Source organism: Streptomyces sp. NPDC050485, from assembly GCF_044458185.1.
Lineage (GTDB): Bacteria > Actinomycetota > Actinomycetes > Streptomycetales > Streptomycetaceae > Streptomyces.
This window is the reverse complement of the sequence record NZ_JBITHR010000007.1, coordinates 272,230-296,632: the sequence shown is the minus strand read 5'-3', so window position 1 is coordinate 296,632 and position 24,403 is coordinate 272,230. Positions and strand designations below refer to the sequence as shown.

The window sequence follows — 24,403 nt, the reverse complement described above, 5'->3', positions numbered from 1 at the left end:
GATCTGCTTTCGATCCCGCGAACTTCTCCAATTTCTTTCTTTCTCTCTTTGTGCTTCGGTGCAGCGTGGGGGACAAGTCGGGGTGCTGCCTGCCTAGGTGGTCCTCTAATGCCAGTCTTGTCCTCGGCGCTGCCCTCACAGGTTCGCTTCTGTGAGGCAAGTCGATGTCAGAGGAAATGTAGGGTTTATTTTTTTGGCAAGTAAGTCAACTCTGTACGCCCTGCGGTAGGGAGAGTGAGATGTCACGAGTCTTTGGTCTGTGGCGCGGTGGGTCTGGATATGGCCTCGGCGACATGTTCGAAGACATGGAGTCCTGGCCGTCACGGAAGGCGGCCAAGACGGCTCTGTGGCGACGAGCGGAAACCGGAATGTGGCCCTGCGACGACCATGCCCAACGCGTCGAATTCGACGATGAAGGATTTGCCTCGCTGGGAGAGGCGGTTGGTGCTGTTGCATATCCGCTCGTCGAATCGGGCGAGTGCAGCCTGGAAGTCTTCGGTTCCGAGCGGCAAGGCCAAAAGTGGGCTGTGTCGGGTGAACCCATTGAGCGATGGACGCTTGGCTCTCGCGGTGGAGTCCGCGTTGAGAGCTGCTGAGAGATTGCCGAAACATCCTCTTCCCTCGCGGCCGGCCAGGGGAGAGGTGTGTCCGCGGAACGTGGCCTTTCCGCGCTGATGAGGCAGGCCATTGAAAGACAGGAGATCTGTGATGACTCAGAGCGTCGATGCAAATGATGGATTTGTCGAGACGGATGAGTATGCGCCTTGTTCAGGGTGCTGGAGGTGTCACGGCACGCAGGACCTCTTGGCGCAAGTTAAGCGGTCGATTGAAGAGGACCGAGTGAAGAGCTATCTGCTTGATGTCTTCGATGTCGACACGCAGGAGACGGTGCATTTTGTTGCTCTTAAGTGCAAGGACTCTGATTACGAGAACCGAATCACGGAACTCGTTAACGCCTTCATGGCTGTTTCTGGGCGGGATGTAGAAGCCTCGGTGATACACGAGGCATAGCCGAAACGTCGTTCCGGGGGTTTCTTCGAAACGGCGTCCACGGGAGTTCGCCTACCCGTGCTGATGAGGCAGGCGTCGAGAAAGGAGAAGTCATTGCGAAACGGACCGATGCTGTGTGGTCAATGCAGTACTGGCATGTTCGCTGACGTGAGGCGCCCGTATTACGAGTGCACGGAGTGCGGGCACAGGCTGGCTCTCAGAGACATTGTGCTTGATCCGGGAGAGACAACTTACCTGGTTCATAGCCGTCTCTACATCCAGTACGCCGATTCGTATGTTCCGGAGGTTTCCTGCGGTGAGTAGTTCCGCGATGTTCTATTACCGAGTGGTGGTATTGAAGCGGACTTACGGGGCTGGTGTGAGCTATAGGGAAGCCATCCGTCAAAGGCAGCATGGAGCGCGTCTTAGGGCCACCAAAATGGAGGCCCGGCAAGTCGACTACGTATCTGCCAAGTATTCGAGTGAGTTGATTCACCGATTCGGTGACCTTACCTACGGTTTCTCGCTGTTCAGTCTGGCGTCTGGTTCTGGTCCTGGTTACAAAGTGTCTGCCTATTGGCCGGGCCAGGACTCCGCTGTGAGTCAGTGCTATATCTTCCGCGATCGGCGCGAGGCGATACGGGCTGCTCAGCATCGAATGGTGCTGGAAACAGCGGCCTACGCGTATAGGGCGGAGCGTTCCTATGACCGAGCGGAGAAGCGGCGCCTATATGTAGGCGACCAGCCTTTCCAGCGAACAGTTCTCTGGCATAGCGAGATGGAGTGGTGACGTAGCGAAAGAGCCCCGGATCGCCCATGGGTGAACTGGATACGTGCAGGTTCGATTCCTGTCCGGGGCGCCGCAGTCATGACGGCTGCGAGAGAAAGAACAGGAGACACATGGAATACAGGAACGTCGCGTTCGGCTACGTCCCTCAGGCTGGTTACGTCCGGCTGGAGTGGAACTGCGAAGGCGACATCAAGGCCACCCGTATGTTCACAGGCCAGACCATGGACCTGTGCGGGGAGGCCCACGGCCCGATTCCAGAGGAGGCCACACCTCAGGCCCTATTCGAGGCGTTGGCCGCGTGCAACGGGCACGCGCTGTTCGGTGAACCGGCGACCTGGTCCCGCTACGAGGCCCTGTGGGGCGATGACTCCATGCACCGTCGTGCTCGGCACGGCCACGGCATGGGGATCACCTCCGACAGCCTCTTGAAGGTCTTGCAGAAGGCCGCGTCCTGGGACCGGATCGAGATTGCCGTAGAGCAGTTGCAGGCCCCCGCGGCCTGGCAGGCAGGCATGCACGTACCCAAGCCACACGTGGATGGGGAGTGGTTCGAGCCTGTCCTTGTCGATGCCGGCGACGTGCGCACGATGCTGCGTACTGCCGACTACCTCATGCCCGAAGACAGCCTTGTTGCGGGCGTCGTTGTCGACCTCTTGCAGACAGACGGGGCTCGCGTAGCCAAGTTTATCGAGCACGACCTCACGCCCTATGAGGCTGAGGCGACCTTGGAATGGGCCATCTTCGGCTCTGGTTTATGACCGACTGATTCAACTGATTTAAATCAGCCCCTACCCCGTTCGGGGAGGCGTACCGGTTCGATTCCGGATAGGGGTGCTGTGGCCTGCCCTGGCCACGCTGAGAGAAGAGGGAGAAGAGTGAATCACGACGACTTGAGGTACGGCAATCTCAAGCATATGCAAACGGCCTGGAGTGAAGCGACTCCGGGAGTTGTGCATGCCTCTTGGTCGGGACACCGCACAGCGTGTGGGAAGTCAGTGGTTGAGGCGAAGCCTGTCTATGAATCGCACCCGCGTGACATCACGTGTGCGGAGTGCGGTGCAACGGCAGTTTTCGACCTTAATACTGCCCGTGAGCACGCTAGGGCTGTCACCGAGAAGTACGAGGCCAGTGGTGCAATCAGGCACGACTTTGCATCTAGCTTTCGAGAGGAGGCTATCGAAGCGATAGCCCCAAAGGCTTTCGAGATGCGCAGGAACGGTGAGTCGTGGAACAAGATCGCCACGGACTTTCTGCTGATTGCCGCATCTGGCGAAGATGGTACGTCGAGGTTCGTCGGCAAAGTCGGCCAGGCTGTGATTGACGCTCTGGAAGAGTCCGAGTTCCCGGAGGGTTACTGATGTCGGTCAGGTATCACGGTCGCGATGTCGATCCAATCGAGCCACTGAATGAGATGGTGGCCGAGGTGGTAAAGCATGGCGTCGAATGCCGTCTGCGGCCTGAGCGTGGTGACTTCCTCATCACCTCAGGTGCCTGGGCCGAGCGAATGCGCATCTCTTATGACAACGGTCGAGGGATGTTCGTGGCTGAGGTTATCACCTACGGTGAGAACGAATGGCGTCAAGCCGGATTCCTTCCGCCGACATCAAGCGCGCGCTACTTCGCGCAGCGGGTATTTCGCTAAATAAGTAGAAGCCCTCCTAGGTGGATCAGGCCGGTTGCAAATGCCGGGCGGGGCACAATGCTGCCTTTTTCAGGTGGCAGAGAGAGAAAAGGAGAAGGTCATGCGATGTGGACCCTGCGCAATGGAGGGAACCACTACCGATGCCGTAGGTCTGCTCAGCATGACCTTCGGCAGCGTAGCCGAGACCGGAATGTGTCAACGTCATGGAAAAGCCCTATGGGACTACTTCATGGACGCTTTCGGCTCGGTTGCCGTGATCGACGGAGAGGAACAATGAACGGATCGCGGGACGTAGAATTCTACGGGCCAATCGGCGATGCAGTGCAGCGGATAGCTCCGTACGTTGAAACGGATCCTGTTGGTATCTATGCGGCATGCCTGTCCATGTGGTCAATGGCCATAGGGAACAGGGTGTTCATGGATGCCGGCCGCAGGCGGAGCCCCCTCGTGTCCACAGCCATCGTGGCTGATACGGGTTCGGGTAAGGGCGTATCGCTTGAGGGAGCTCGACACATCATGGCCGAGTCGATCGGGCGTGACATTGAGCTGAGGGAGACCTCCGGCCTGACATCGGGTGCCGCCTTGGTGGACCACGTGTACAGGCAGATGGTTAAGACCGAAGAGGCTTACGGGATTGCTGACACTCGGGTCCTGGTCGTTGAGGAGGAGTGGCGGGAGATCCTGGAGAGGACTGCCCGAGACTCGTCCTTCACGTCCAAGATTCGGCACTGCTGGGACTGTGCCACTCTGCGGAACACGACGAAGAAGAAGTCAGAGAACGACACTCCACAGGAAGTACGTCATGCGCGGGTGGTCTTCCACACGCACATCACACCTTCCGACTGGAAGAAGTTCGTCAGCTTCACCGACGCGGCGGGCGGAAGTTTCAACCGAATCCTGCCCATCGCTCTGGACGACGTACCGCTCCTGAGGAAGCGCAAGCTACCGCCAGTTGACACCACTCGATTGATCGAGGCGTGGGACTGGGCCTCAAGCGAGCGACATGTCATGCAGTTCACGACTGGCGCAGACAATCTCAACTGGGTACTGCGCAGGGCGGAACGCATTCTCCTGAAGGCCTTGCCTTCGCATCAAGGGGACTTCGTCGCACGAACCGCTGAGCAGACGACGCGCGTTGCCGCACTGCTGGCGACGTCGGAGGGCACACACCGCATCACCCGAACTCATATGGACGCCGCTGTCACCTTTGTGCGGCACAGCGTTCGTACCGTCCTGGATCTCACCAAGGACGGACCGGGGAAGAAGGTGAAGTCCACGCCCGAAGATCGCGTGTTGAGCGAGCTGGGGAAGCATCCCGGCGGCATGCGGTCGGCTGTCCTGCAACGAGCAACGGGCGCACTCGCGCACGACCTCCAGAACATGGAGGAGCGCGGCCTCATCAGGCATCGCGTGATCAAGGAGGGCCCCGGCCGCCCGGTCAAGCAGTACCAACTCGTCGGAAAGTCCGGCGTGCTAGCGCGGCCGGCCTCGGGTACACCCATGCCTTCTTCCACGCGAGGCAATCCGTTCCTGATGGCGCTTCAGAGCGCCTGAATCCTCCGTCGCTCTATCCGCAACTCCTATGGGGTTGCTGTATCCAGCACATGAAATAGGGAGAACACATGCTGTACCAGGCGCCGACCGGCAAGGTGCATTCCTCGCTGGTCGACCACGACCTGTGCGTCTTCATTCGTAACAACGCGAAGACCGACTACGCGGCTCTTTCGGAGCTACCGGTTGGCGGGTACGAGCCGGGTGACGACTGCCTCAACTGCCAGTCGGCTATCGCGGAAGAACTGAAGTCGGCTCCTGACCTCGAAGGTTCGAACCAGGCCGATAGCGGCGAAATGCTGTTCGGGCAGGGCGGCGACGAATCTGACGTTGACGATTGGGAGGACGAGGATGAATTTGTCGTCGACCCGGAGAAGAAGGCCGCAGCCGAGGTAGACCTCGGGATCCGGGATGCAGAACAGGCCCTCTACAACTGGGAGTACATCGTCGACCAAGCAAGGAGCGACCAGGGTCGGGAGTTCTGGCGAAAGAAGATCCAGGACCTCCGAGACGCCATCGAGTTCAGGCCGGAGGCAGAAAACCCCACCGGCGGACAGGAGGAGATTTCGGCGCAGGAAGCAGTCGAGGACGAGAGAGTTGCGCCGAAGGGGACTGCCTCACGCCGTAAGCCTGTGAAGAAGGCGGCGACATCTGCCGCGTAGACCATCAGCCCGCCTAGTTTGGGTAAGCCGTGGTGCAAATCCACGGCCGGGCACCATGCCGATCAAGTCGGTCGGTAGCAGAGAAGGACATGGAGGCAGAGATGGCAGTCATCAAGCGTGTGGTTCATGACTACACGGACGATATGACGGGTCTGGAGATAGCAGAGTCTGACGTCGAGTTGAAGTTCACATTCTCGATTGATGGCGCACGATTCCAGATCGATACTCACTCGGAGACTGCGAAGGAGCTCCGCGAGTGTGTTGCGCGGGCTGCTGCTAATGGATCGATTAGCTACTACGTGGAGAAGCCGCCCGCACCCCAGGTCAAGAAGAGGACCAATCCGGAGCGGAGCCGACTCCTGAAGAAGATCCGATACTGGGCTAACGAAAACGGCAAGCAGGTAGCGAGCCAGGGAAGGATCCCGGAAGACATCGTCACCTCTTACCGCACTGCCAACCCCGGCGTAGACATGATGCCTTACGACTCGGAGTAAAACGAATAGTTAGCTTCGATAGGGGCGCGGTCACCAAGAGGGGTGGTCGTGCCCTTTGTCGTGGCTGCCTATCGGGGCGGTCCGAAAGAGAGGCTGACAGTGGGAACTTGGAAGTATGAGATCTGGGAATGCAAGACCGGCTTCACCGAGCCACACGAGCATGACGGCTCATGCGGCTTGTGGGAACGAACCGCGATTTGCTGGGATTCACTGTGGTTCTTGGCGATCGAGAAGGCGTCGACCCTCCCGCACGCATTCGTGCAGTCCATCTACACCGTGAACGGCAAGACGAGGACGATCTACGAGCACGTGGAAGGTGGCGGCCTGTGCCATGGATGCTGGGAGCGGCACGAGAACACGCACACCAAGCACGAGCTCGACGAGAAGACAGGCCTGTGCACACCGTGCGTAGACGTTCAGAAGCGGAGAGGCCCATATACACGCACCGCATCCGGCAACGAGTTCATGTGTGAGGACTGCCGGGCTGCATTCCGGCGCGTGCACGAGCAGACAGCGTATGAGATGGGATGGGACGCAAACACGCGGCTGTACCGGCCAGTCCTGGACATCTCGCGCGAGGATGCGAACCGTGACTGACCCCGCAGAAGAGAGAGTGCTTCGATTCCTCAAACGCTCTCAGGCGCCGGTAAGAACGTCAGAGATCCTGCGGGGCACGGCCATCAAAGCAGCCACGCTCAGAACCATGGAGGCACGTGGTCTCATTCTGTCCGAGTTAGTTCGTATAGAAGAGCCCGGCCGACCTGCCCGCATGTACCGGCTGCCGTACGGATCACTCGACCCTGTAGACGTCCGGGCTTACACGGTTGCTAAGGGGCTTTACGACGCGAGCGACACATCACCGGTCACCCTTCCGGAGTTCCGGGCCTACGAGGCTCATCTGCAACATCAGGAGAGGCGTGCCCACGCAGACACGGCAAGACAGAGGAAGGAGGCCGCCGATCTCCGACGGCAGCATCGCAACGACCTGGTGGCCAGTTGGCCGCACACCAAGATCCCTCGCGTGCGCAGATGGGCCGAGCACAAGGGCTTGGACATAGGCAAGAGGGGGCGCCTGCCGCAATGGGTCATGGACAAGTACGACCAGGAGGTGGACGACCAGGCCGAGCTTCAGTCCGTGCTCAGGAACCTTGGGCTATTGGATGACGTGAACCGGTAGAACGCAGAAAAGGCCCCCAAGGCGCGCCGCGATGGCATGTCTTGGGGGGCTTCTGTGGTTAGGGGGAGGGCCGGTGCTACAAGAGGTCACATCATTTGAAAGGCGAGGGCCTCACCCCTGCTCCTGGCCCAGGCGCTGGTTCAGTTAAAGGAGCAGGGGATGACGAAGTCGTCGTAGGAGCGCTTCACGTCGATTGCGCGGTCCGAGCCGTAGTATCCGCCGACCTGGTAGTAGGACACGTCAAGATGGCGGAAGCCGCACTTGATGATCCCGATGCCCCGGCCCTCATTGTTGCTGCGGGATTTCTGCTCCCAAGTGACCGGTTGCGTGACTGAGGGGCCACCTTGGGACGGGCTGGCGCTCATGTTGACGGTCGCACTTACGCGGGCACTGTAGCCGGCGGTGGTGTTGTACCAAGCGCCGCTCCACCAGTAGGTGTTCCTGTCGGTCTCGATGCTCACGCTGGATCGACCTTCACGGTCTCCAACTTGGACACAGACGCGGAAATCGGTGAAGGTGTAGTCGCCACGGCCGTAGACCGATTCCCAGGGGGTGCAGTGCGTGCCAACTTCGGGGTGGGGGCCGTCGGCGGCGGCCGGCGAGGCCGCGGGAGCCATAAGGACAGATAACGCCATGGCCGAAGCTGCGGCGGTGGTGCGGGCCAGGTGCTTGATCTTCTTCATGGAGACTCCTCCGTGCGGCGATCCCGCCGCCGTGGGTGCGCGACATTGGAATTTTCCCAATGAGAAGGCGTGCCAGGAAATGCCCCGAAGGTGTGGGTTTCATTCTGCTTCGGCTGGTTCTTCGTGGCCTACGACATGCGGTCGACCAAGTCGCATCACGACGCGATGGCTGACTGGCGGCAGCAGGCGCGCAGGCCGCAAGACGAGGACTAGCTTCGGGTTAGCTTCGATGTTCTGACTACCCGTCGGCCGGTGGTACCAAGGGCGATACAGCGTGCCCCTGGCCCTCAGGCGTGACGACCTCTGGCTTCTGGGGCCACCCGCTATCTCGGTCGCAGTTACGGGCAAGCCCTTAGCCGAGAGTGACCTCCTGCCCGGCTGCTGTGGTCTTGCTGTCCTCGGTGCGCTGGACGGCTTCACCGACACCGAGCACGGCCGCCGCAAGTCCAAGGCCCAGTGCGGTCGGCAGGTCCGGTATGTAGTGGGCGGCCAGGGCGAGTGCCGCGACCAGGACGGCGTAGATGCGCGCGGGGTGCCGCTTGATGAACTCCACGTGGTTCCTTTGCTGTTGGTGGCGTTGCGAGTGGGGAGGGGGTTAGACGGCCGGGACCTTGAGGGCATCCCAGCTCTTTCGTCCGGGCCAGCCGTCGGCGTCGCTTCCGGCGTAGCCAAGGTGCCGCTGCCACTTCGCGTAGGAAGTACGGTCGGCGCTGGTCCACTGCGGGGCCGGCCCCTCGTCGTACGCGGAGCAGCCTTCGGAGACCAGGCGCTTGCCCATGGCCGTGATCAGCGCGGAGCGCGGTTGTGCGCGGAACCAGTCAGGCCCCGGAAAGGCGGCGTACCCGCTCGGGGTGCTGCCGCCGTTCGGGATGTCGGCCTCGCTCGCCTCCTGGCCGAAGTAGACGACACCCTTGCGGCCCTTCCAAGACGGGTCGGCCAGGACCACGCCCTCAGGGAAGTCGGGGATGCCGTAGCCGTACACGTACGACGACTTGCGGGGACGGGACTTCAGGTACACGCCGTCGCCCTCGGCACTGCCGTTGACGTTCGTGTTGCCCTCGATCGTGAAAATGGTGTCGCTGGTGTAGGCGTAGACGATGCCGGTGTGCGTGCCACCGCCGGGACCGTAGAAGACCTGTCCGCCGATCACCGGGTAGTCAGTGAAGCGTCCGCGCTGCTCGAACCAGTCGACGCCCTCAGCGCATGACGCGGTTCGCGGGTACAGGGATGCCGCGCCGGCCTGCATGGCGGCCCATGAGGTGAAGACGGCGCACCAGGGCTCTTCGTCGTCGGAGACCCATGCCAGGCCCGGCACCTGACCGGCGTACTTTTCGCGGTTGTTCCAGTGGCCGTTGCTGCGGCCTTCCTGGTATCCCTTCTCGGCCTTGGCGATACGGATGACGTTCTGAGCGATTGACAAGTGCGCGTGTTCCTCTGTTCGGGGGCATGAAAAAGGCCTGCCGTAGCGGGCCGACATGTACTGAGATGGGGCTTAGCTGCGTGCGATCTGCACGAGAGCTACGATCGCGGAGGCGGTTGACGTGACGACCGATGCGGAGATGGCGTAACGCCATTTCTCGATCCCCCGGATACGTGTCTCGTGGTCGTCCAGTCGACTGGCATTGGAGTCCATGACCTGTCCGATTCGCTGTACCTCGATGGAGAGCGTGCGCAGTTCGCCGTAGATGTCACGAGCCGTGATGGTGACGACGGCGTCAGTGTTGTCGGGCAAGTGCGTGCCTTACGGAGTGATGGCGCCAGGGGCAATGAGCGTGAACGTGACGCTGTTGAGTTGGCCGCTGGGGCGGGTTCCAGAGGAGACCTCCCACGCGCCCGTACGCGCGGCGGCGTTCGCGCGGATGGTGAGGCGATCTCCTTGTGTGGCAAAGACGAGGCCCCGCATGGAGCTCGTGAGATAGGTGCTGGGAACCAGGACCGTGTTGTACGAGCGGAGCCACTCGCGTTCCCCGCCGGTGGCCTGCATGTTCACGCACACGAGGCGGAACGCCGGGTACTTGCTGACGTCGGTGGGCACGAGGGCGGTGACGCTGGCGGAAGTGAAGTAGATACCGGTGGCCGGTACGGTAAACGATTCGCTGTCGTTCGTGGCCCATCCGCCGTACTGATCCGCGCTATCCCACTTGAGAGGCTTGTATATGCCGTCGTCGGGGATGCTACTGATCTTACTCAATCCGCTGATAGCGAGCCGTGGAGGATTGGATAGACCGCGGATTGAGTCGCGGATTCTGGAATTCATCTTGGCTGCATCTGCGAGGTCTCGCGGATGCCATGCGCTTACGTCGACTGGTCTTACCCCTTCGTGCTGATCGCGGTTGATCCCAACATGACGGCACCAAATGCATGCCATCCGTCATTGCTGGGCTCGGGCCGCCATGTCAGTCCCGTACCAGTTCCCATAAGTTCAGTAGAAACGGTGTCGCCCGCCGCGAGGTACAGAACCTCACTGAGGGGAATGGTGGTTGAGTAGCCAATGCGCGTGTTCTGCCGCTGCCGTACCGCGAAGGGCTGGCCATTCCGCAACAGGTTGACCTGGTAGGACCCGTAGGGCCCTTGCGTACCGTCGCGCTGCACTCCCGTGAAGGCGGTGACCAGGTAGACACCTGAGCGGGGGACCGTGAACGTGGTGCCGTCGCCGCTGATCCTCCACCCGCCGCACTCCTCCATGACGGCGGTACTCCACGGGATGAGAGTCCGCTGATTCGAGGCGGACGTGTACGGAGCAACCGCGCGCGTGAGAACCCGTACGGGGCTGTAGAGGGTGCGTAGGGGAGCGGTGATGCGCGTCGTCATGTCGGCCGCAGTAATCACGGCCTGGTCCATCCAGTCCGCCAGGGATCCGACGGGAACCGGTGTCTCTGCGAAGGAGGCCGCTCCGGCACCGACCATGAACACGCTGAGGTGGCATTCCCACTCGCCGCCCTGGATTGCGTAGGCGGGATTGGGCGAGCCGGAGTCGAGATAGGACGCCACCGCGACGGCTTCGCCTGCCCGGAGGTGGGCCACCGTGCATACGGAGACGACTTGGACCGATGCCTGAACCGAGAGCTCGCGGACGGTGGCAATGGGGGAGATCGTTCCGTTCACTGCCCGGCGGTCCACGTAGAGAACGACACCATCTCCAGTTGCTGCCACGGCAGTTGTGCTGACGCTGAGGGTCGAGGAGAGGACGTAGATGCCGGTGTCTGGCGCGGTGAACCATGTGCTGTCCTGGCTGGTGAAGCCGGTCAGGCTGGGAGGCGCCCATGCAACGTAGATCTTCCTTCCCCGAGGGATCTTCTGCCCGGCCGTGGCGCCGCGAGTGGCTATCCGCGGGGGGTTAGATAGATAGGTCAGAGGGCTAAGGATGCTGTCGAGGCTGTCGGCGGTGACGACTTCACGTTGAGCCCATGTGGGCAGAGGCGGCGCTGCTATAGGTCACTCCAGGTAGGTGGTCTTGCCGAGGACGGAGGCGGCCTGGTCACCGAGGATCCACACTCCATGCCCGTCCGGATTGGCCCTGCCGGGGATGGTGATCAGGGCTACGCCCACCTGGTCGACGGTGGCGTCGAGTTGGAGCACTCCAGGTGAAGCGGGGGCTCCTACGGTGTCTGCGGCCATCATGTGGACCTGTAGATCGCCGAACCGGCCGTAGGCGTCGCGGGGGTCGGTGAATCCCGTGGGCCAGGCATTGCCGGTGAGATCCCGTGACAGGGCGACGACGACGTACAGCGAGGTGAAGTCGCTGCCGGCCTGGAGGTCCAGGTGGTCTGTGCTGACTGCCGTCTTATAGTCGACGATCGGTTCTGCGGGCAGTGCGGCCGTGTTCGCCTGCCGGTAGATGAAGTTGGCGACCACGGCTCCGGTGTCCTTCTTGCCGGAGACTCGCCAGGACACTGAGCGGCCCTGGCTCGGATGCCACTCGACCATGCTCACCTTGAGGCGGAGTTTGGTCGGATCGAGCACCGCGGCATAGGCGCCACGGAGCGGTTCGAACTCGGTCTCAACACCCCTGTCCTGAGGCGAGTCGCTGGCGAGCATGCGCCGGGGTGCGGGCTCGGCTTCTCCGTACGACGCGCATACCGAGACCACGACGTCCGAGAGGCGTATCCCGTCCGGGAGCGGAAGAGTGATCACATCCACGTCGGTGAAAGCACCCTTGGTACTGCCGATGTACCGGGGGAACTCGACAGCTGGCAGGCGTGCGGTGCGCCACTGCGAACCGTCCCAGATGCGTGGTGGATCAGATGGCTTCCACGCCTTGCTTGTCCGCGCCTGAAGCGTGGCCACCCGCCACTTGGTGCCGTCCCAGGTCAACGTCTCATTCGGCATACATCACCCACACATCCCCAATCTGTGGATTGTCAGGCGGAGTTGCTCCGGAGAAGATGCGGGCGTTGCCGATGTTGGTGCCTGTGACGGTTCCGGCTGAGATGACCGAGCCGTCCGCCTTGACCGTGAAGACAGAGCCTGTGATTGCGGGGGCTGAGCGTCCAGTGTGAGCGGTGATGAAGTTGCCCGCGGGGGTTGATGTCCCAAGGGCAAGAGCGGTTGGAGCACCGGAGACAGGGTCGATGTGCAGGGCGCCGTTGTTGAACAGGCGGGTGTAGACATCGGTTCCGTTGGTGAACTGAACGACTGTGCCGGCTCCGTCACCAGGCACGCGAACAGTGAGCCAGTCGCGTTGCTCGGGTGCCTGGACGGTTCCGCCGGCCTTGGGCAAGGCGCGGTCGAAGATGGAGTTCGCGTAACTGCGGTCACCGTGGGGATCGAGTCCCTGCACGTGCTCGTCGAGGCGGGTGACGGTGTCGGTGGGCAGCATCATGTACTTGCCGGATCCGAAGTCCACCCACAGGTAGCGTGCCCCATCGGGCCCGTAGAACGCTGGAACCATGCCGTTCTTGTCGGCGCTCAGCATGGACATCGGGTTGCCGTTGATGTCGATGAGATCGGTGAGTTGACTGGCGTCCGCGGCGCCTGAACTCCACACCGTGCCCGTGGCGTTGGGGAGTCTGGCGCCAGTGGCGGTCTCGGCTGCGGTGTCGGTCGTGCCGCCGAAGAGGTATCGCATCAGGCATTCCCCTCACGGAAGTAGTCGGCAACGTAGACACCGGTAACGATCAGTGTGGAGTCCACAGGGAACGTTCCCCACCAGTCGCCGCCGTTCATCGGGGGCCCGGTGGTCTGGAACACGGGCTGGCAGGTGGATCCGCCGTAGGTGTAGGCGCTGCCAATGACGTAGTTCGGCATGCCGCCGTTGCCGTCGGCGTGGTCGTTGTTCATCAGCGCGCATGTGAGTACCTGCCACATGCCGCCCCGGGACTTGGTGGGGAGTGACACGCTCAGCGCATCGGTTCTCCACGTCTTGCCGCTGGTGTTGCGGACGTTGAGGGAGACGAACATGGAGTTCGAGCTGAGCCACTGGTACTGACCCTTGGCGCTGTAGCTTCCGGCCGACCAGTTGAGCTGTGGCGTGTAGCTGACGGCCTTGCCGAGGCTTGCCGCGATCGACCAGCCTCCATTGGCCGCATACATGTGCAGCTCTTCGGCGCCCGTGTCCTGGCTCTTGTAGTAGGCGAGATCACCAGGTGTCGGGTTGGTGGGGATGTTGGTGTTGGCCACCGCGGGCGGCCTGCCCGAGTCGATCAGCGTGCGCACGTCCCGAATGAAATCGACTGCTGTCTGTCCGCGCCGCACGGTGACCTGCGCGAGTGGGTATTGCCAAGTGCCGCCGTCGATCTGGCGGACTCCAGGCGCTACAGGCGTCGTGGCCGGCTGGCCCTTCACGACGCGGAGAGCGGCCTTGCTGTTGGGAATGTCGAGCTCGACCACCACGAGGTCGATGCGGGGATTCGGCTCGGTCTGCGTCGTCAAAGTAAGGGTGACGGGCTGGTCAGTTTGGTAGATGACGCCGCGTACGAACGCCTTCCCTGGTGCCACATCCACGGCGCCGGGCTGAGTGGAAGAGACGGACACCGACAGGGCGGAATCGCCCCAGCGTCCGATCACACCGTTCGCCGATCCCGGAGTGATGAGGGACTGCCAGCGGGGGGGATCAACGCGCTGTCCGTCGCCCTTGTCGAAGGGCCAGGAGGTCTCTGCCAAGAAGAGGTTCCTTTGGTTCAGCCCCCGACGTAGGAAAGGTAGCGGGGGACATGGTGCAGTCGAATGAGGGTGGTGGGGCCGACATCAGTCGCCATGACACGGAGCTGGTTCCTGCCAGGGCGCAGGGGCCATAGGGCCGAGTCGGCGTTCATCTGCGGCCACGCGTTCACGCCGTCGAGTTCAACGGTCTTGATTCCGGGCCGTGTGTCGATCACCAGCGCCTTGCCCGTGGGGACGGTGACGTTGTCGCGCAGGCGGAAGCGCTGGCCGGTCGTGACGTTCTCCAGAGCCAGGCTCGTGAGGGGCCCATAGGCCGTCCATACGGGCCAGGCCTCAACGGAGGAGTCATTGACGGCGTCGACCAGGCCGCCGGGGCTGAACCCGGCGCTGCTGATGCGCATGGGGAAGAAGCCGGGGTAGGCAGCATTCGACAGGAACGGCATCGCCGTACCCGTATCAAGGTGCCAGTCGTATTGCCGCTCGGCCGCGGAGTACCAATAGGGGTCCATCGCGCGCAGAACGAGCGCCATCTTCATCCAGGTGAACGCCCCGTTCTCCTCGGTCTCGGAGCCTTCCGCGCCGGAGATGTAGTAGCACTCCAGGTGCCGGGCGATACCGTCGCCCTCGGTTGCGGTGATCCAGCCCGGCCCCGTATTTGGGTTGAGTGCGCGCAGAAGCCGGTTGTGCATCTTGAGCAGGCTCGTGCGGTCCACACCCCGGATGATCAGCGGAATGGTGATGTCCCGTGTGGTCGCCCTTGTCGAGCGGAACAGGCCGCCGTCCATGTTGGGCAGCTGATCGGCTTTGAGGTCGAACGTTGGCATGCCCAGACCTGCCGGTCCCTTGGCGATGGCGATGCCGGCCGGAGAATCGCGGCCGGTGATGTCGCCGGTCAACGGGATGGTGTCGCCGTTGGATCCGCACCAGGTAAGGAAGGTACGAGGCCATGGGACCGGTGTATAGGTGGTGTCACTCGGCTGTCCGATGTCGGGCCGGTCGTCGTATGTCGCCGGAATCGGCATCGATCACATCCTGGTACTGAGAGCGTTGACCTTGCGCCACAGCGCCTTGATCTCGCCGAACACGTTGGAGGGCTGGTCGGTGCCCTGATTGCCGATGCTCGGTGTGATGGTCGAGCCGTCGGCGGAGTCGGAGATGGTGACCTGCCGGACAATGTCCTCTCGAACCACACCGTCGACAAGGCACGTGACCTTGTCGCCCAAGCGCCAGTGCACACCGAACGTCTGCGAGGGAGTGTCGATCGGATACACCTGCATGTTGCCCACGGCCTGGCCCTCGCTGAGAGCGGCTGCTCCGCGCTGATCCATCGTGGCCTGAGCGGTCGCCACAGTGGTGCCCTGCTCGGCCTGAGGCGCGAGAGCGGCCTTACCGTCCTTGCCCTTCACCAGCGGAATGTCACGAGCGTCAACGAACTGCTCCGCGACGATGCCCCAGTACACCTCAGCGTTCGTGTCGATGTACTGCTTGATCCAACGATCCTTGCCCTCACCCTGGGCGGCAACGATGGCACGCGTGACCTTCGGTGCGGTCTGGCTATAGACGACCTGCTTCAGGTTTCCGAGATCGGGACTGAAGCGGACCGTGTCGGTGCGGTCCTCAACCTGGTAGGTCTCCAGGCGGATGCTGCGGGACTCGGGGTCATAGACGTTGCGCCATCCCAACTGGCCGGCCTCGGCAATGGGCCTGATCGCATCCCGCAGATTGTCGAACCTGGCACTGAACGGCGTCTTCGGCCCCCAGCGGTCATAGGGCCACGCAGCACCGTCCGGTGTGGTGTATCCCAGCGGTCGGCGGTCACCGCGGGCATGTGTTCCCACGTTCCAGTCGACCAGGGACTCCAGGGCATACGCGGACTCTCGATCAGTCGCACTGTCGGTTGCCCGGGTCTGCTGATCCACTGCATTGCCCGGATCGGGGAAGGCAAGACGACCAGCAACGATCTGGTTGTCATCGGCGCCAGTGATCCACAGAGCGCCGTCCCCGGAGTCCTCATCGACGGTCCAGTACTTCTGAATCCCCTGGACGGGACCGCTCATGACGGGCTGCCCCATGCCATCGCGGTACACGGCAATGCCGCAACCCGGCTGAAGGAGACGTGTATGGGGTCGGCCCGCATTGATCTTCAGCGTCCATTGGCCGACGTCGTTGAACTTCAAGACCATCTCAAGGGAGAGGTAGTCGTCGATCTGGCCAATGGGCACGAGCTGGCTGTCACGGACGATGATTCGGTACTCGCCGATAGGTGACTCCCTTCGTGGGGCCGCTGTCCACAGTGGATGCGATGGGCGGCAGGGCGCCAAGATCGCCAGCTTCCAACGAAATATTGACGCAACAGCACGCTGAGACGGCGTCGCTAAGTGCAGAAATATCCGGAACGCGCGTACAGATCGGGCAAGGATAGTTTTCGGTCAACTGGTTTAGCTTCTCTTTACAGGCAGGTGTAGACCTGTAGATGATCTCTTCCGGTTCCCACACGGGGAATCAACGGGAGGGGTTTTCGTGAAGATTTTCGGTAGGTCGGTTGGATTCGCCGTTGCGGGTGCAGCCCTAGCTGCTGGAATGCTCGCCACACCGGCCACTGCGGACAGTGCTCAGCGCGATGGCTCTGCCGTCATCACTGTCCACCACCGCGGGGATGGAACCCAGCCGCCCGCAGAACTGGGCAACCCCAAGGAGTGGGGCGTTATCACGTTCTCCGTGAACGACTCGGCGGGCCGCATGAAGCCGATGGCTGTCGAGCACCCGGGTGGGGGAGACTGGTACTACGGTTCCGAGGCCAGGGACGACCACAAATACTGCTACTCGAACTACTACCACCCCAGCGTGCAGCACGGCTCGACCGCGAAGCTCGGCAACGCCTCGAACAAGGGTGTAGCGTTCCCGGGCCAGATCTCCTACGCCAACGTCACGGGCAAGCTGTGGGAAGACTGCTCCGCCTACTACGCGAAGTACTAGACAACTAGGCCAAGAGGAACCGTGAATACACTCCGCACCCGTGTCGTTTCCATTGCGCTAACTATCGGTGCGGGTGCGGCTCTTGGTCTGCTCGGACCGGTGGCAGAGAAATTCAGTAACCCAGTATGCCAGGCCGTGGGTGTTGTGTTCACCGGAGGTTGGCCGTGGGCGTGCTTCGCATTTATGGTCGGGTATTTCTGCCGGTCCTGGATCGAGGCGGTCCTCGTAGCACCCCCGGCTCTGGGCATCGGCGTTATTGTGTATTACCTGGCGAAGGCACTGCACCCGACCGGACTAGGCGGTGCCGGCCATGGGGCGGTGTCGGATATCAGCTCCATGACCGTGGTGTGGTGTATCGGCGCCGTGGTCCTCGGCGTTCCGCTCGGGGCCATCGGATATCTAGCGGCCACCCCTGGTATTGCCGGGCTTTCATTCCGGCTGCTCATTCCGGTGATCGCATTCATGGAGACCGGCTGGCGCCTGGATACGGCGGGCGGGTTGGAGAGCCCGGTTGCCGCCGTGACTTGGGGCGCGGTCCATATTGGTGCTGTCGCGGTAGCCGTGGCTCTTTTGGGACATACGGTATGGAGCTGGCATGCTCGGCGCAGCCAACCTGATAGACGAGCAAAAGCCGATGCGTAGGCTCGTGCGTGTAGCAGGACGGAACGCGCGGCTCACCGAAATACGGTGAGCCGCGCGACCTACAGTCCGTGCATGATGTGCGCCCGCTCCAGAGCCCGAAGAATGGTCTCCTCGGTGGGCACGTCGGGAGCCGCGTACACGTTCACCGTGATGTCCCGGCCGCCCATCATGGAGGCGGTGTCACGAGCGGAGAACACCCGCTCTCCGCCCTGCATCTGGATCAACTCAGGACCCTGCTCGCCGACCAGGGCCAGGCCCGGTGACGCGCTCTTGGTGCCCTTGGCGTACCAGTGGTTCCGCTTCCAGAAATCCCAGGCCTTCGCCGGATCCCCGTAACGGTCCTTGATGTAGCCGAGCCCCCAACGCTCCTGCGTGACGGGGTTGGTGAGCCAGTCAGGTCCAGCCGTTGCCATCTTGTCGGCGGGGAGCGACTGGGGGATGCCGTACGCCCCACTGCTCGGGTTCTTGGCGTACTGGGACCACCCTGACTCGCGCGACCACATGGAATCGAGCGCACCGAACTGGCTGCCCCATCCCATCTGGTTGAGGAGCTGCTTGGCGACGCCCTTGTTCTGCTCGGGGGTGCCGCCGTCGAGTCCGCCCGCAGTCGGGATGTCCACACCTGTGGCGTACGCGCCGGGCCAGCCGGAGAACGATGCTCCTTCGGCCTGGCCGCCCTTGGCCCGGAACACGTGATCCGGGTCCGAGAGTGCCCGTGTGAGGCGTCGGACGGACGGACCGGTGTTGCCTTCGATGGTGTGCAGGACGCCGTTGGCGACGGATTCGACCAGGCCGATATGCCCGCCGTTCCGGAAGGACACGACGTCACCGGCACGGGCCTGTGAGGCGGAGATCTGCGAGCCCGCGGCCTCGCTGTTCCAGGTGGAAACGCTCGGCCAACGGCTGCCCGGAGTCCCTGTCGGGCTGTTCCAGTACGACGCGTTCGCGGAGGCCTTGTCGACGACCCAGGAGAGGAAGTCAGCGCACCATTCCTCACCGTTGAACTGGTTGTACTTGACCATGTTCGGTCCGGTCTCGGTGTAGCCGAGCTCCTGCTGAGCTTGCTTCACCACTGCTGATGCGCCGCCTACGTGGTCATCGAGGTACTTGCCCCAGGACAGGACGGAACCCTTGAAGTGCTCCACCGTCCCGGAACTGACGACACCCGCAGTGGCGAAGGCATCGTTCACCGTGCGTGTCATCGCCTCGACGATCTCAGACCATCCGTGCCCGAGGGCATCGGCATAGCCGGTATAGGCGTCGTTCTTGTGGGCCTCCACCCATGCGCTTGCGGTCGGGGACTTCCAGCCGATGGGCTGGACGATGCCACCGTTGGCGAACATGTTGCCGCCCATGCGGGCCGCACGGTTCCATGCGTGGATGACGTCCGGCCCGAGGGCTCGAACGACTTCCGGGCGCAGGATTCCCTCACCGGGACTCAGTACGGCCGGCACCGTGTCATTGCCCGGCGAATAGCCAGGAACGACACCACCGTGCGCGAACTTCAGTGGCTTCAAGGGAGCCGGAGCACCCGACAGCGAGGCCATGGCCGAAGTCATCGACACCACACCCGAGTTGTACGGGCCGTTCAGTGTCGACCTCGTGGAGGAGTCCACGTAGGACATGGCAGAGCGCCATGAACTGGTGATCTCCGATCCAGCTGACCCGAAGGTGTCCCGCAGGCCGCTGACGCCGGACGCCAGGGACCCGAACGAGGACAGTGACGATGCCTTCGACTGATCAACCTGCTGAGCAGCGGCCGACCAAACGCCCTGATGAGCGGCCAGGAAATCGCGTTCAGAGGAGGTGAGATCACCACGTACGCACGAGGACCAGGCGCTCGTCGTCGGTAGGACGTCGTTCTGCCATGTGGCCCGTACCGTCGTGCCCACGGTCGTCCAGGTGTCCACGCTGGTGGCCTTGAACGCGTTCGTGGTTGGAGTGAGGTCGGTCTTGACCTCCTGAGACATCGACACGAACGACGGTTCGATGAGCGTGCGCCACATGCGCTCGATCAACTCGGCCAGGCCCTGGAAATTCCCGGCCCGTGCCGCCGAGTTCATACCGTCGATCTGATCGGAACCGAGCATGCGCGTGATCTCCGGGCGAAGGATGGCCTCACCGGGGCTGAGCATGGCCCGGACGCTGTCGCGGCCCGGCGAGTAGCCAGGCACGACGCCACCCGAGGCATAGCCCTTGGAGAAGTCGAACAGGCCCGTCATGTTGGGCAGGGCATCTTTCAGGCCCTGGAGGAGATCGTCCAGGACCTCCTTCGCATAGCCGGAGGGGCTCGATGCGATGGCGTCGATAGCCCGCCAGGCGTCGGAGAACATCCCGACGAATCCGGTGAACTGCTCGGTCGCCCAGTCCTTCAGATCGCCGAGGACGCCACCGGGATCGGTGATGAACCGGCCTGCCAGCGACAGGAGTTCCTTGACGCCCGTCCACACGTCCTTGATCAGGCTGAGCAGATTGTCGAAAACCTGCTCAACGGTATCGAGGCTGAAGACCTCCCCGGCCATGCGCTTGGCACGCCCAACGATGTTGCCGTCACCGTGGTAGACCTGCGACATGAAAGCGTCGCCAACTACCGGCGAAACCAGTCCTGTTGCGAGGCCGGCAAGCTGCGTCCACGGAGCACCTTCCGCCTGTTCGATCAGAGCCGGAGGCAGCTTCTTCGTGACCCACTTGAGCAAGTTGTCGGGCAGGCCCTGAAAGCGGCTTCCGGCCCACGTGACCTTGGTGCCGACGAAATCGCGGATGTTCGCGCCCGTCTGACCGAGCTTGGTCGTGGCGCCGTCTACGCCGAGTGCGGCCGTAGCGGTACGGGCCAGACTCGACAGGTCGAGCATGCGACGCAGTTCGTCGAACTGCGAGAAGAGCGAACCCAGTCGGCCACCGCCACCACCGCCACTGCGTCCGCCTGCCGCTGGTGCTGCCGCAGCGCGCGCCATACTCGGCGCCGCCATGAGGGAGAACCCAGCAGGAGAAGCAGCGGAAGCACTCGGACCAGAGGCCCCGCCACCCGCAGCCGGACCGATCGATCCGCCACCGAATGACGCGTGAACGCCGGTATCAACAAAGCCGCGAAGCGTGGGACCAGGCGCGGAACGGGTCTTCTTCCCGCCGCCCTTGTCCTTGCCGCTTCCTCCGCCGTTGCCGCCCTTGGACGAGCCACCGCCGGTGGCTTCATCCACCGACTTCAGGGCCAGGACCAGAGCACCTGTGGCTTCAGTGACGCTCTCGATCTTCTTCTTGAGATCGTCGAGCTTGCCCTGGGCGCCCTTGAACTCGACATTATTGATCTTACTCAGGGCCGAGTTCAGACCCGTCTTGGACGTCGGAAGGCCCGTCGCATCCTTCACCTCGTCAACGGCACTCTTCAGGCTTCCCGGGCCGTTGAAGCGTGCCTTGATCGCCTCAAGGCTGATGTCCGCAACGTTGGTGATAGCCGACGCGAGACGGGATACGGACTCCTTCGCACCCTGTGCGGCAGTGCGAACAGAGCCCTCTGCGCCGTCGAGCTGGCCGCGTACCTGGGCAGTCGAAGCCCCCTGATTAAGATCAGTAAGAGCAGAGCCGACACCGTGAACATGACGCTCAGCCGTCGAGGCAGATGAAGCGACAGAGGTCGTTTCACCACTGAGTTCAGACTGGGCAGGGCCAAGACTGGTGGTGTTCAGTGGTTCCAAGGCCTGGGTCTTGATGGCCTTGACAGCGCTCTCGGCCTTGGCCGCCGAGGACTCCAGAGAGGAGCCGCCCTCCAGGCCGGCCAGACGTCCGCGGAGCTGGCCTACGTCCGCCTGGTTGAGCGGCGTGATACCGAGCGTGCGGATGTGGTCAATGGCGTCCTGAGCCTTGACCGCCATGTGGGAGATCGACTGCGGCTGACCGTCGAACTCGCCCTGAACATGGGCCAGTCGCACGTCATTGACGCGCCGGAGATCAAGGTTGAGTGCCTTGATCTTCTCCTGGAGCTGCTTGATCGCGGTCTCCGCTTCGGAGACGTTGATCCGGATCCGCTCCTCCTGCGTCTGCGGGACGGCAGGGAGGTGATCACTTGCGGTCCGGCGAGCAGTGCGGCGCCGCTCTCGTCCCTCTTCCCGGCGCTGACTGCGCAGCTGGCGGTTGAGGAGATCACTCTCATCGTCGGAGAGGTCACCGCCATCCCTCGCCCGGGATATCCCTTCGCGAGTCTGGCGACGAGAGGCCCTTGCCTGCTGGCGGGGCGTGCGGCGGTTCTCTCGGTAGCGCTGCCGGTTCGCACGGATATCACGCTCGTTACGGACCAGTTCACCCGCGTTCTCCGCCGTCTGCGGAGTGACATTGCGGAACTGGCGAAGAGCACGGTTACGGCGCCGGAACGCATCGCGGTCGCGCGCTCGCCGATCGCGCTCATCAAAGTCGATCAGCCCGCCAGTGGCGTACTGAGTGGTTGCACGACCGTAGCCACGAATCGTCTCGGCGCGTCCGGCACCCCAGCGTCGGCGAGCGTTGTCACGGCTGTCACGGAGCCGGTTCGTCCAGCCCCAACCATCCTCCCGTGCGGCATTGCTCCGGCTGCGGGACGCCTGATAGCCGCCGAGGAAGCTGCCCCCGTTGCGGCGCGAGATCGCCCCGCTTGCTGTGTGCTTGATGCCTCGCGAGAGGGCCAGGCCGGACTTGCTGATGCCCTTGGCCGTACCCAACGCGGCCTTGCCGAGTACCTTGCCGGAACCGAGGAGACCGCCGACCATCCCGCCGAACTTGCCGAGGACCTTCGCGGCGACACCGAAGGCAATCAGTAGCGGTAGGGCCTTGACGGAGAACAGTGCTGCGGTCTTCAAGGCACCGGCGAGTGCCGGGTGATCGCGGATGAACTCCACGGTGGTCGTGGCGATGGCGATGACCTTGTTCACGCCGTCGACGAATGCTTTCGCGGCGACCTTCAGGCCGGGAAGGCTGACCTTCCACAGGTATTGCAGGCCGTCGAGGACCTTGAGGACGTGCTTGTACAGGTCGGTCTGGACGTGCGTGAGCATCCCTGTATTGGGGTCACGCTGGACCTCGAAGTTCCCGTTCTTGTCGCGCTTGGCGAACAGGCCCATGAGGTCTCGCTGGGCGTTCTCCTTCATCGCCTGGAGGCGGCCCTTGACCGTCGCGTTCTGAGCGCGCTTGGCCGCGCCATCGATGCCGACCCCGGACTTGATCAGGGCTTCAATGAACTCGTGACCGGACGGCGCGACTGACTTGGTCATGGCCGCCATGAGCTGAGCGGACGCGCTCTTGCCCTTGGTGGGGGTGCCCTTATCTTCCTTGTAGACGGCCTTGCCGTCCTGGAAGCCGGACTTGATGAACTTGCCGTCGTCGTCCTTGACCCACTTGCCGCCGACCTGGCTGAAGTGCTGGCCCTTGGCCTTGGTGGTGCCGCCGCCCGGCGCATCCTTGTACCCGAGCATGGTGGCGATCTGCTGCATGCTCATGTTCGTGGCGTTCTCGAACGGCTTGAGATTGCGCAGCGTCAGCTTGTCGGTGTCGAGGATGTACGCGATCTGCTGCATCGCCCGCGCGAGCTTGTCAGGGTCGGTGATACCGCCCTTGGCCGCATTGTTCGCGATGGCCTTGATCAGCGCCTCAGACTGTGTGGCTGCCGCGTCCGGCTTGGTGCCGTGAGACGTCAGGATCCTGACGTACTGCGGGGCGAACTCGTTCATGTCGTCCAGCGAGAAGGACGAGTTGATGGCGAACTGCTGAAGATCGTTCAGCAGGCGCTTCGTGGCGCCGATCGACACACCGAGCCCGCCAAGGGAGTTGGCGGCCTTGTCGAAGCTGTCGGTGGCCTTGATGCCGAACACGGTCGCCATGCCGCCCGCTGTGGCCAGGGGCGTGACGATGTTCCGGTTGATCAGGTTGCCGAGTTCCACGGACTGGGTGCCCATGTGCTCGATCTGCTGGGAACCGCGCTTCCACCGGGTCGCGGCCGTGGCGAAAAGCCCGGCCTGCGTGGCCGACGCGGTCTCCTGCGCGCGGGTTGCGGCGGCCAGCTCGGTACGCAGGGAGGTCAGCCGCTCGGCGAGCTCGGCCTTGTAGGCGAGCGTGGCCTCCCGCTCGGCCGCGATCTCCTGGCTCTTTGCGGCCTTGTAATCCCGCAGTCCTTCACGGAGGTTGGCGACAAGAGCTGTCTGGTTCTCCCGAAGGACTGCCTTGTACTGGAGGCTGGTCTCCTTGAAGGCCTGCTGTTTGCGGGCCTCGCCGAGTCGGCTCGCGCGAACCATCGCCTTGACGGCGGACTCTTCGTCCAGGCCCATCGTGGAGAGGATCCGCTTGTGCCGGGCGGACAGGCCCAGCAACGCGCGATGCTTTTCGTCGGCCGCGCTGAAGGCCATCTTCACGACGGCGGCGACGGCCTGGCCTTCCTTCTCCACCACCCAGTCGATAGCTCGGGCCTGGGCCTGAGATGCCCGAGTGGCGGCAGCCTTGAGGGCGGCTTCGGAGCGGCGGCCGGCCTCGGCAGAGGACACGGCCAGGCCCTCAAGGGCAGCATCAACCCTGGGGACAAAGCCCCGGTCGAATGCGGCACCAGCACCTTCACCGGCCTGGCCCATGGCCCGCTCGACAGCCTGCTTCATGCGCCGAGCGCCGGACTCATCCAGCGTCGGTGTGACGGGAACCTTGGCCCGCGCTACGGGGATGCCCGAGTCTTCACCAGCCAAGT

General features: G+C 62.9%; 24 protein-coding genes and 1 other RNA gene. 13 read left to right on the top strand and 12 right to left on the bottom strand.

The annotated features are described in order from the left end of the window. Positions 1 to 601: 601 nt before the first annotated feature. The 10 genes from ACIBK6_RS17470 (at position 602) to ACIBK6_RS17425 (ending at position 7,306) form a co-directional block, all read left to right on the top strand. Positions 602 to 689, top strand: an RNA gene (locus tag ACIBK6_RS17470) — hammerhead ribozyme type II. 19 nt (positions 690 to 708) lie between these two features. Beyond that, positions 709 to 1,011 carry a hypothetical protein gene (locus tag ACIBK6_RS17465; protein ID WP_399052114.1) on the top strand — a complete coding sequence of 101 codons (303 nt, stop codon included), beginning with the start codon at positions 709 to 711 and terminating at the stop codon, positions 1,009 to 1,011. Positions 1,012 to 1,890: 879 nt separating this feature from the next. Then, positions 1,891 to 2,538, top strand: coding sequence for a hypothetical protein (locus ACIBK6_RS17460; RefSeq protein WP_399052113.1), 648 nt, complete (start codon positions 1,891 to 1,893; stop codon positions 2,536 to 2,538). Positions 2,539 to 2,655: 117 nt separating this feature from the next. Then, entirely contained in the window at positions 2,656 to 3,138 is a 483-nt protein-coding gene (locus ACIBK6_RS17455) for a hypothetical protein (RefSeq protein WP_399052112.1), read from the top strand. After that, a complete protein-coding gene (locus ACIBK6_RS17450; RefSeq protein ID WP_399052111.1) occupies positions 3,138 to 3,422 on the top strand; it encodes a hypothetical protein in 285 nt (94 codons plus the stop codon). Before ACIBK6_RS17455 ends, ACIBK6_RS17450 begins: the two co-directional genes overlap by 1 nt. A 516-nt stretch (positions 3,423 to 3,938) precedes the next feature. Continuing rightward, a complete protein-coding gene (locus tag ACIBK6_RS17445) occupies positions 3,939 to 4,976 on the top strand; it encodes a DUF3987 domain-containing protein (protein ID WP_399052110.1) in 1,038 nt (345 codons plus the stop codon). A 68-nt stretch (positions 4,977 to 5,044) separates the two neighbouring features. Continuing rightward, positions 5,045 to 5,635 carry a hypothetical protein gene (locus ACIBK6_RS17440; protein ID WP_399052109.1) on the top strand — a complete coding sequence of 197 codons (591 nt, stop codon included), beginning with the start codon at positions 5,045 to 5,047 and terminating at the stop codon, positions 5,633 to 5,635. A 101-nt stretch (positions 5,636 to 5,736) separates the two neighbouring features. After that, on the top strand, positions 5,737 to 6,129 hold the full coding sequence (locus tag ACIBK6_RS17435) for a histone-like nucleoid-structuring protein Lsr2 (RefSeq protein ID WP_399052108.1): 393 nt from the start codon (positions 5,737 to 5,739) through the stop codon (positions 6,127 to 6,129). Positions 6,130 to 6,177: 48 nt separating this feature from the next. Next, a complete protein-coding gene (locus tag ACIBK6_RS17430) occupies positions 6,178 to 6,726 on the top strand; it encodes a hypothetical protein (protein ID WP_399052107.1) in 549 nt (182 codons plus the stop codon). Then, positions 6,719 to 7,306 (top strand): hypothetical protein, encoded by a 588-nt coding sequence (locus ACIBK6_RS17425; RefSeq protein WP_399052106.1) that lies wholly within the window; start codon positions 6,719 to 6,721, stop codon positions 7,304 to 7,306. The genes ACIBK6_RS17430 and ACIBK6_RS17425 overlap by 8 nt, the downstream gene beginning before the upstream one ends. Positions 7,307 to 7,446: 140 nt before the next feature. Here the strand turns inward: ACIBK6_RS17425 and ACIBK6_RS17420 are convergent, their stop codons facing one another. After that, the gene (locus tag ACIBK6_RS17420; protein ID WP_399052105.1) at positions 7,447 to 7,989 is read right to left on the bottom strand and encodes a hypothetical protein; all 543 of its coding nucleotides are present in this window, start codon (positions 7,987 to 7,989) and stop codon (positions 7,447 to 7,449) included. A gap of 69 nt (positions 7,990 to 8,058) precedes the next feature. On the opposite strand from ACIBK6_RS17420, the gene ACIBK6_RS17415 reads away from it, so the two are divergent. Next, complete coding sequence (locus ACIBK6_RS17415) at positions 8,059 to 8,202, top strand: hypothetical protein (protein WP_399052104.1); 144 nt, start codon at positions 8,059 to 8,061, stop codon at positions 8,200 to 8,202. 139 nt (positions 8,203 to 8,341) lie between these two features. Here ACIBK6_RS17415 and ACIBK6_RS17410 read toward each other — a convergent pair whose 3' ends face one another. The 10 genes from ACIBK6_RS17410 to ACIBK6_RS17365 form a co-directional block, all read right to left on the bottom strand. Continuing rightward, positions 8,342 to 8,542: a hypothetical protein gene (locus ACIBK6_RS17410; RefSeq protein ID WP_399052103.1), complete on the bottom strand. Its 201-nt coding sequence runs from the start codon at positions 8,540 to 8,542 to the stop codon at positions 8,342 to 8,344. 42 nt (positions 8,543 to 8,584) lie between these two features. Continuing rightward, a complete protein-coding gene (locus ACIBK6_RS17405) occupies positions 8,585 to 9,409 on the bottom strand; it encodes a peptidoglycan-binding protein (RefSeq protein WP_399052102.1) in 825 nt (274 codons plus the stop codon). Between the two features lie 72 nt (positions 9,410 to 9,481). Then, a complete protein-coding gene (locus ACIBK6_RS17400; protein WP_399052101.1) occupies positions 9,482 to 9,721 on the bottom strand; it encodes a hypothetical protein in 240 nt (79 codons plus the stop codon). A gap of 9 nt (positions 9,722 to 9,730) precedes the next feature. Continuing rightward, the gene (locus ACIBK6_RS17395; RefSeq protein ID WP_399052100.1) at positions 9,731 to 10,246 is read right to left on the bottom strand and encodes a hypothetical protein; all 516 of its coding nucleotides are present in this window, start codon (positions 10,244 to 10,246) and stop codon (positions 9,731 to 9,733) included. 53 nt (positions 10,247 to 10,299) lie between these two features. Next, complete coding sequence (locus ACIBK6_RS17390) at positions 10,300 to 11,142, bottom strand: hypothetical protein (protein WP_399052099.1); 843 nt, start codon at positions 11,140 to 11,142, stop codon at positions 10,300 to 10,302. Positions 11,143 to 11,424: 282 nt separating this feature from the next. Next, on the bottom strand, positions 11,425 to 12,318 hold the full coding sequence (locus tag ACIBK6_RS17385; protein WP_399052098.1) for a hypothetical protein: 894 nt from the start codon (positions 12,316 to 12,318) through the stop codon (positions 11,425 to 11,427). Continuing rightward, a complete protein-coding gene (locus ACIBK6_RS17380) occupies positions 12,308 to 13,057 on the bottom strand; it encodes a hypothetical protein (RefSeq protein WP_399052097.1) in 750 nt (249 codons plus the stop codon). The genes ACIBK6_RS17385 and ACIBK6_RS17380 overlap by 11 nt, the downstream gene beginning before the upstream one ends. Beyond that, complete coding sequence (locus tag ACIBK6_RS17375) at positions 13,057 to 14,091, bottom strand: hypothetical protein (protein ID WP_399052096.1); 1,035 nt, start codon at positions 14,089 to 14,091, stop codon at positions 13,057 to 13,059. The genes ACIBK6_RS17380 and ACIBK6_RS17375 overlap by 1 nt, the downstream gene beginning before the upstream one ends. 17 nt (positions 14,092 to 14,108) lie before the next feature. Continuing rightward, entirely contained in the window at positions 14,109 to 15,113 is a 1,005-nt protein-coding gene (locus ACIBK6_RS17370) for a phage distal tail protein (protein ID WP_399052095.1), read from the bottom strand. Between the two features lie 3 nt (positions 15,114 to 15,116). Next, a complete protein-coding gene (locus tag ACIBK6_RS17365; RefSeq protein ID WP_399052094.1) occupies positions 15,117 to 16,313 on the bottom strand; it encodes a siphovirus ReqiPepy6 Gp37-like family protein in 1,197 nt (398 codons plus the stop codon). A 496-nt stretch (positions 16,314 to 16,809) separates the two neighbouring features. Between ACIBK6_RS17365 and ACIBK6_RS17360 the strand changes: the two genes are divergently transcribed. Together ACIBK6_RS17360 and ACIBK6_RS17355 are read left to right on the top strand one after the other, a co-directional pair. Beyond that, a complete protein-coding gene (locus ACIBK6_RS17360; RefSeq protein WP_399052093.1) occupies positions 16,810 to 17,067 on the top strand; it encodes a lactococcin 972 family bacteriocin in 258 nt (85 codons plus the stop codon). Positions 17,068 to 17,088: 21 nt separating this feature from the next. Next, positions 17,089 to 17,709, top strand: a complete 621-nt coding sequence (locus ACIBK6_RS17355) for a hypothetical protein (RefSeq protein WP_399052092.1) — start codon at positions 17,089 to 17,091, stop codon at positions 17,707 to 17,709. A gap of 59 nt (positions 17,710 to 17,768) precedes the next feature. On the opposite strand, the gene ACIBK6_RS17350 is transcribed toward ACIBK6_RS17355, so the two are convergent. After that, positions 17,769 to 24,401: a CHAP domain-containing protein gene (locus ACIBK6_RS17350; protein WP_399052090.1), complete on the bottom strand. Its 6,633-nt coding sequence runs from the start codon at positions 24,399 to 24,401 to the stop codon at positions 17,769 to 17,771. Positions 24,402 to 24,403 lie beyond the last annotated feature (2 nt).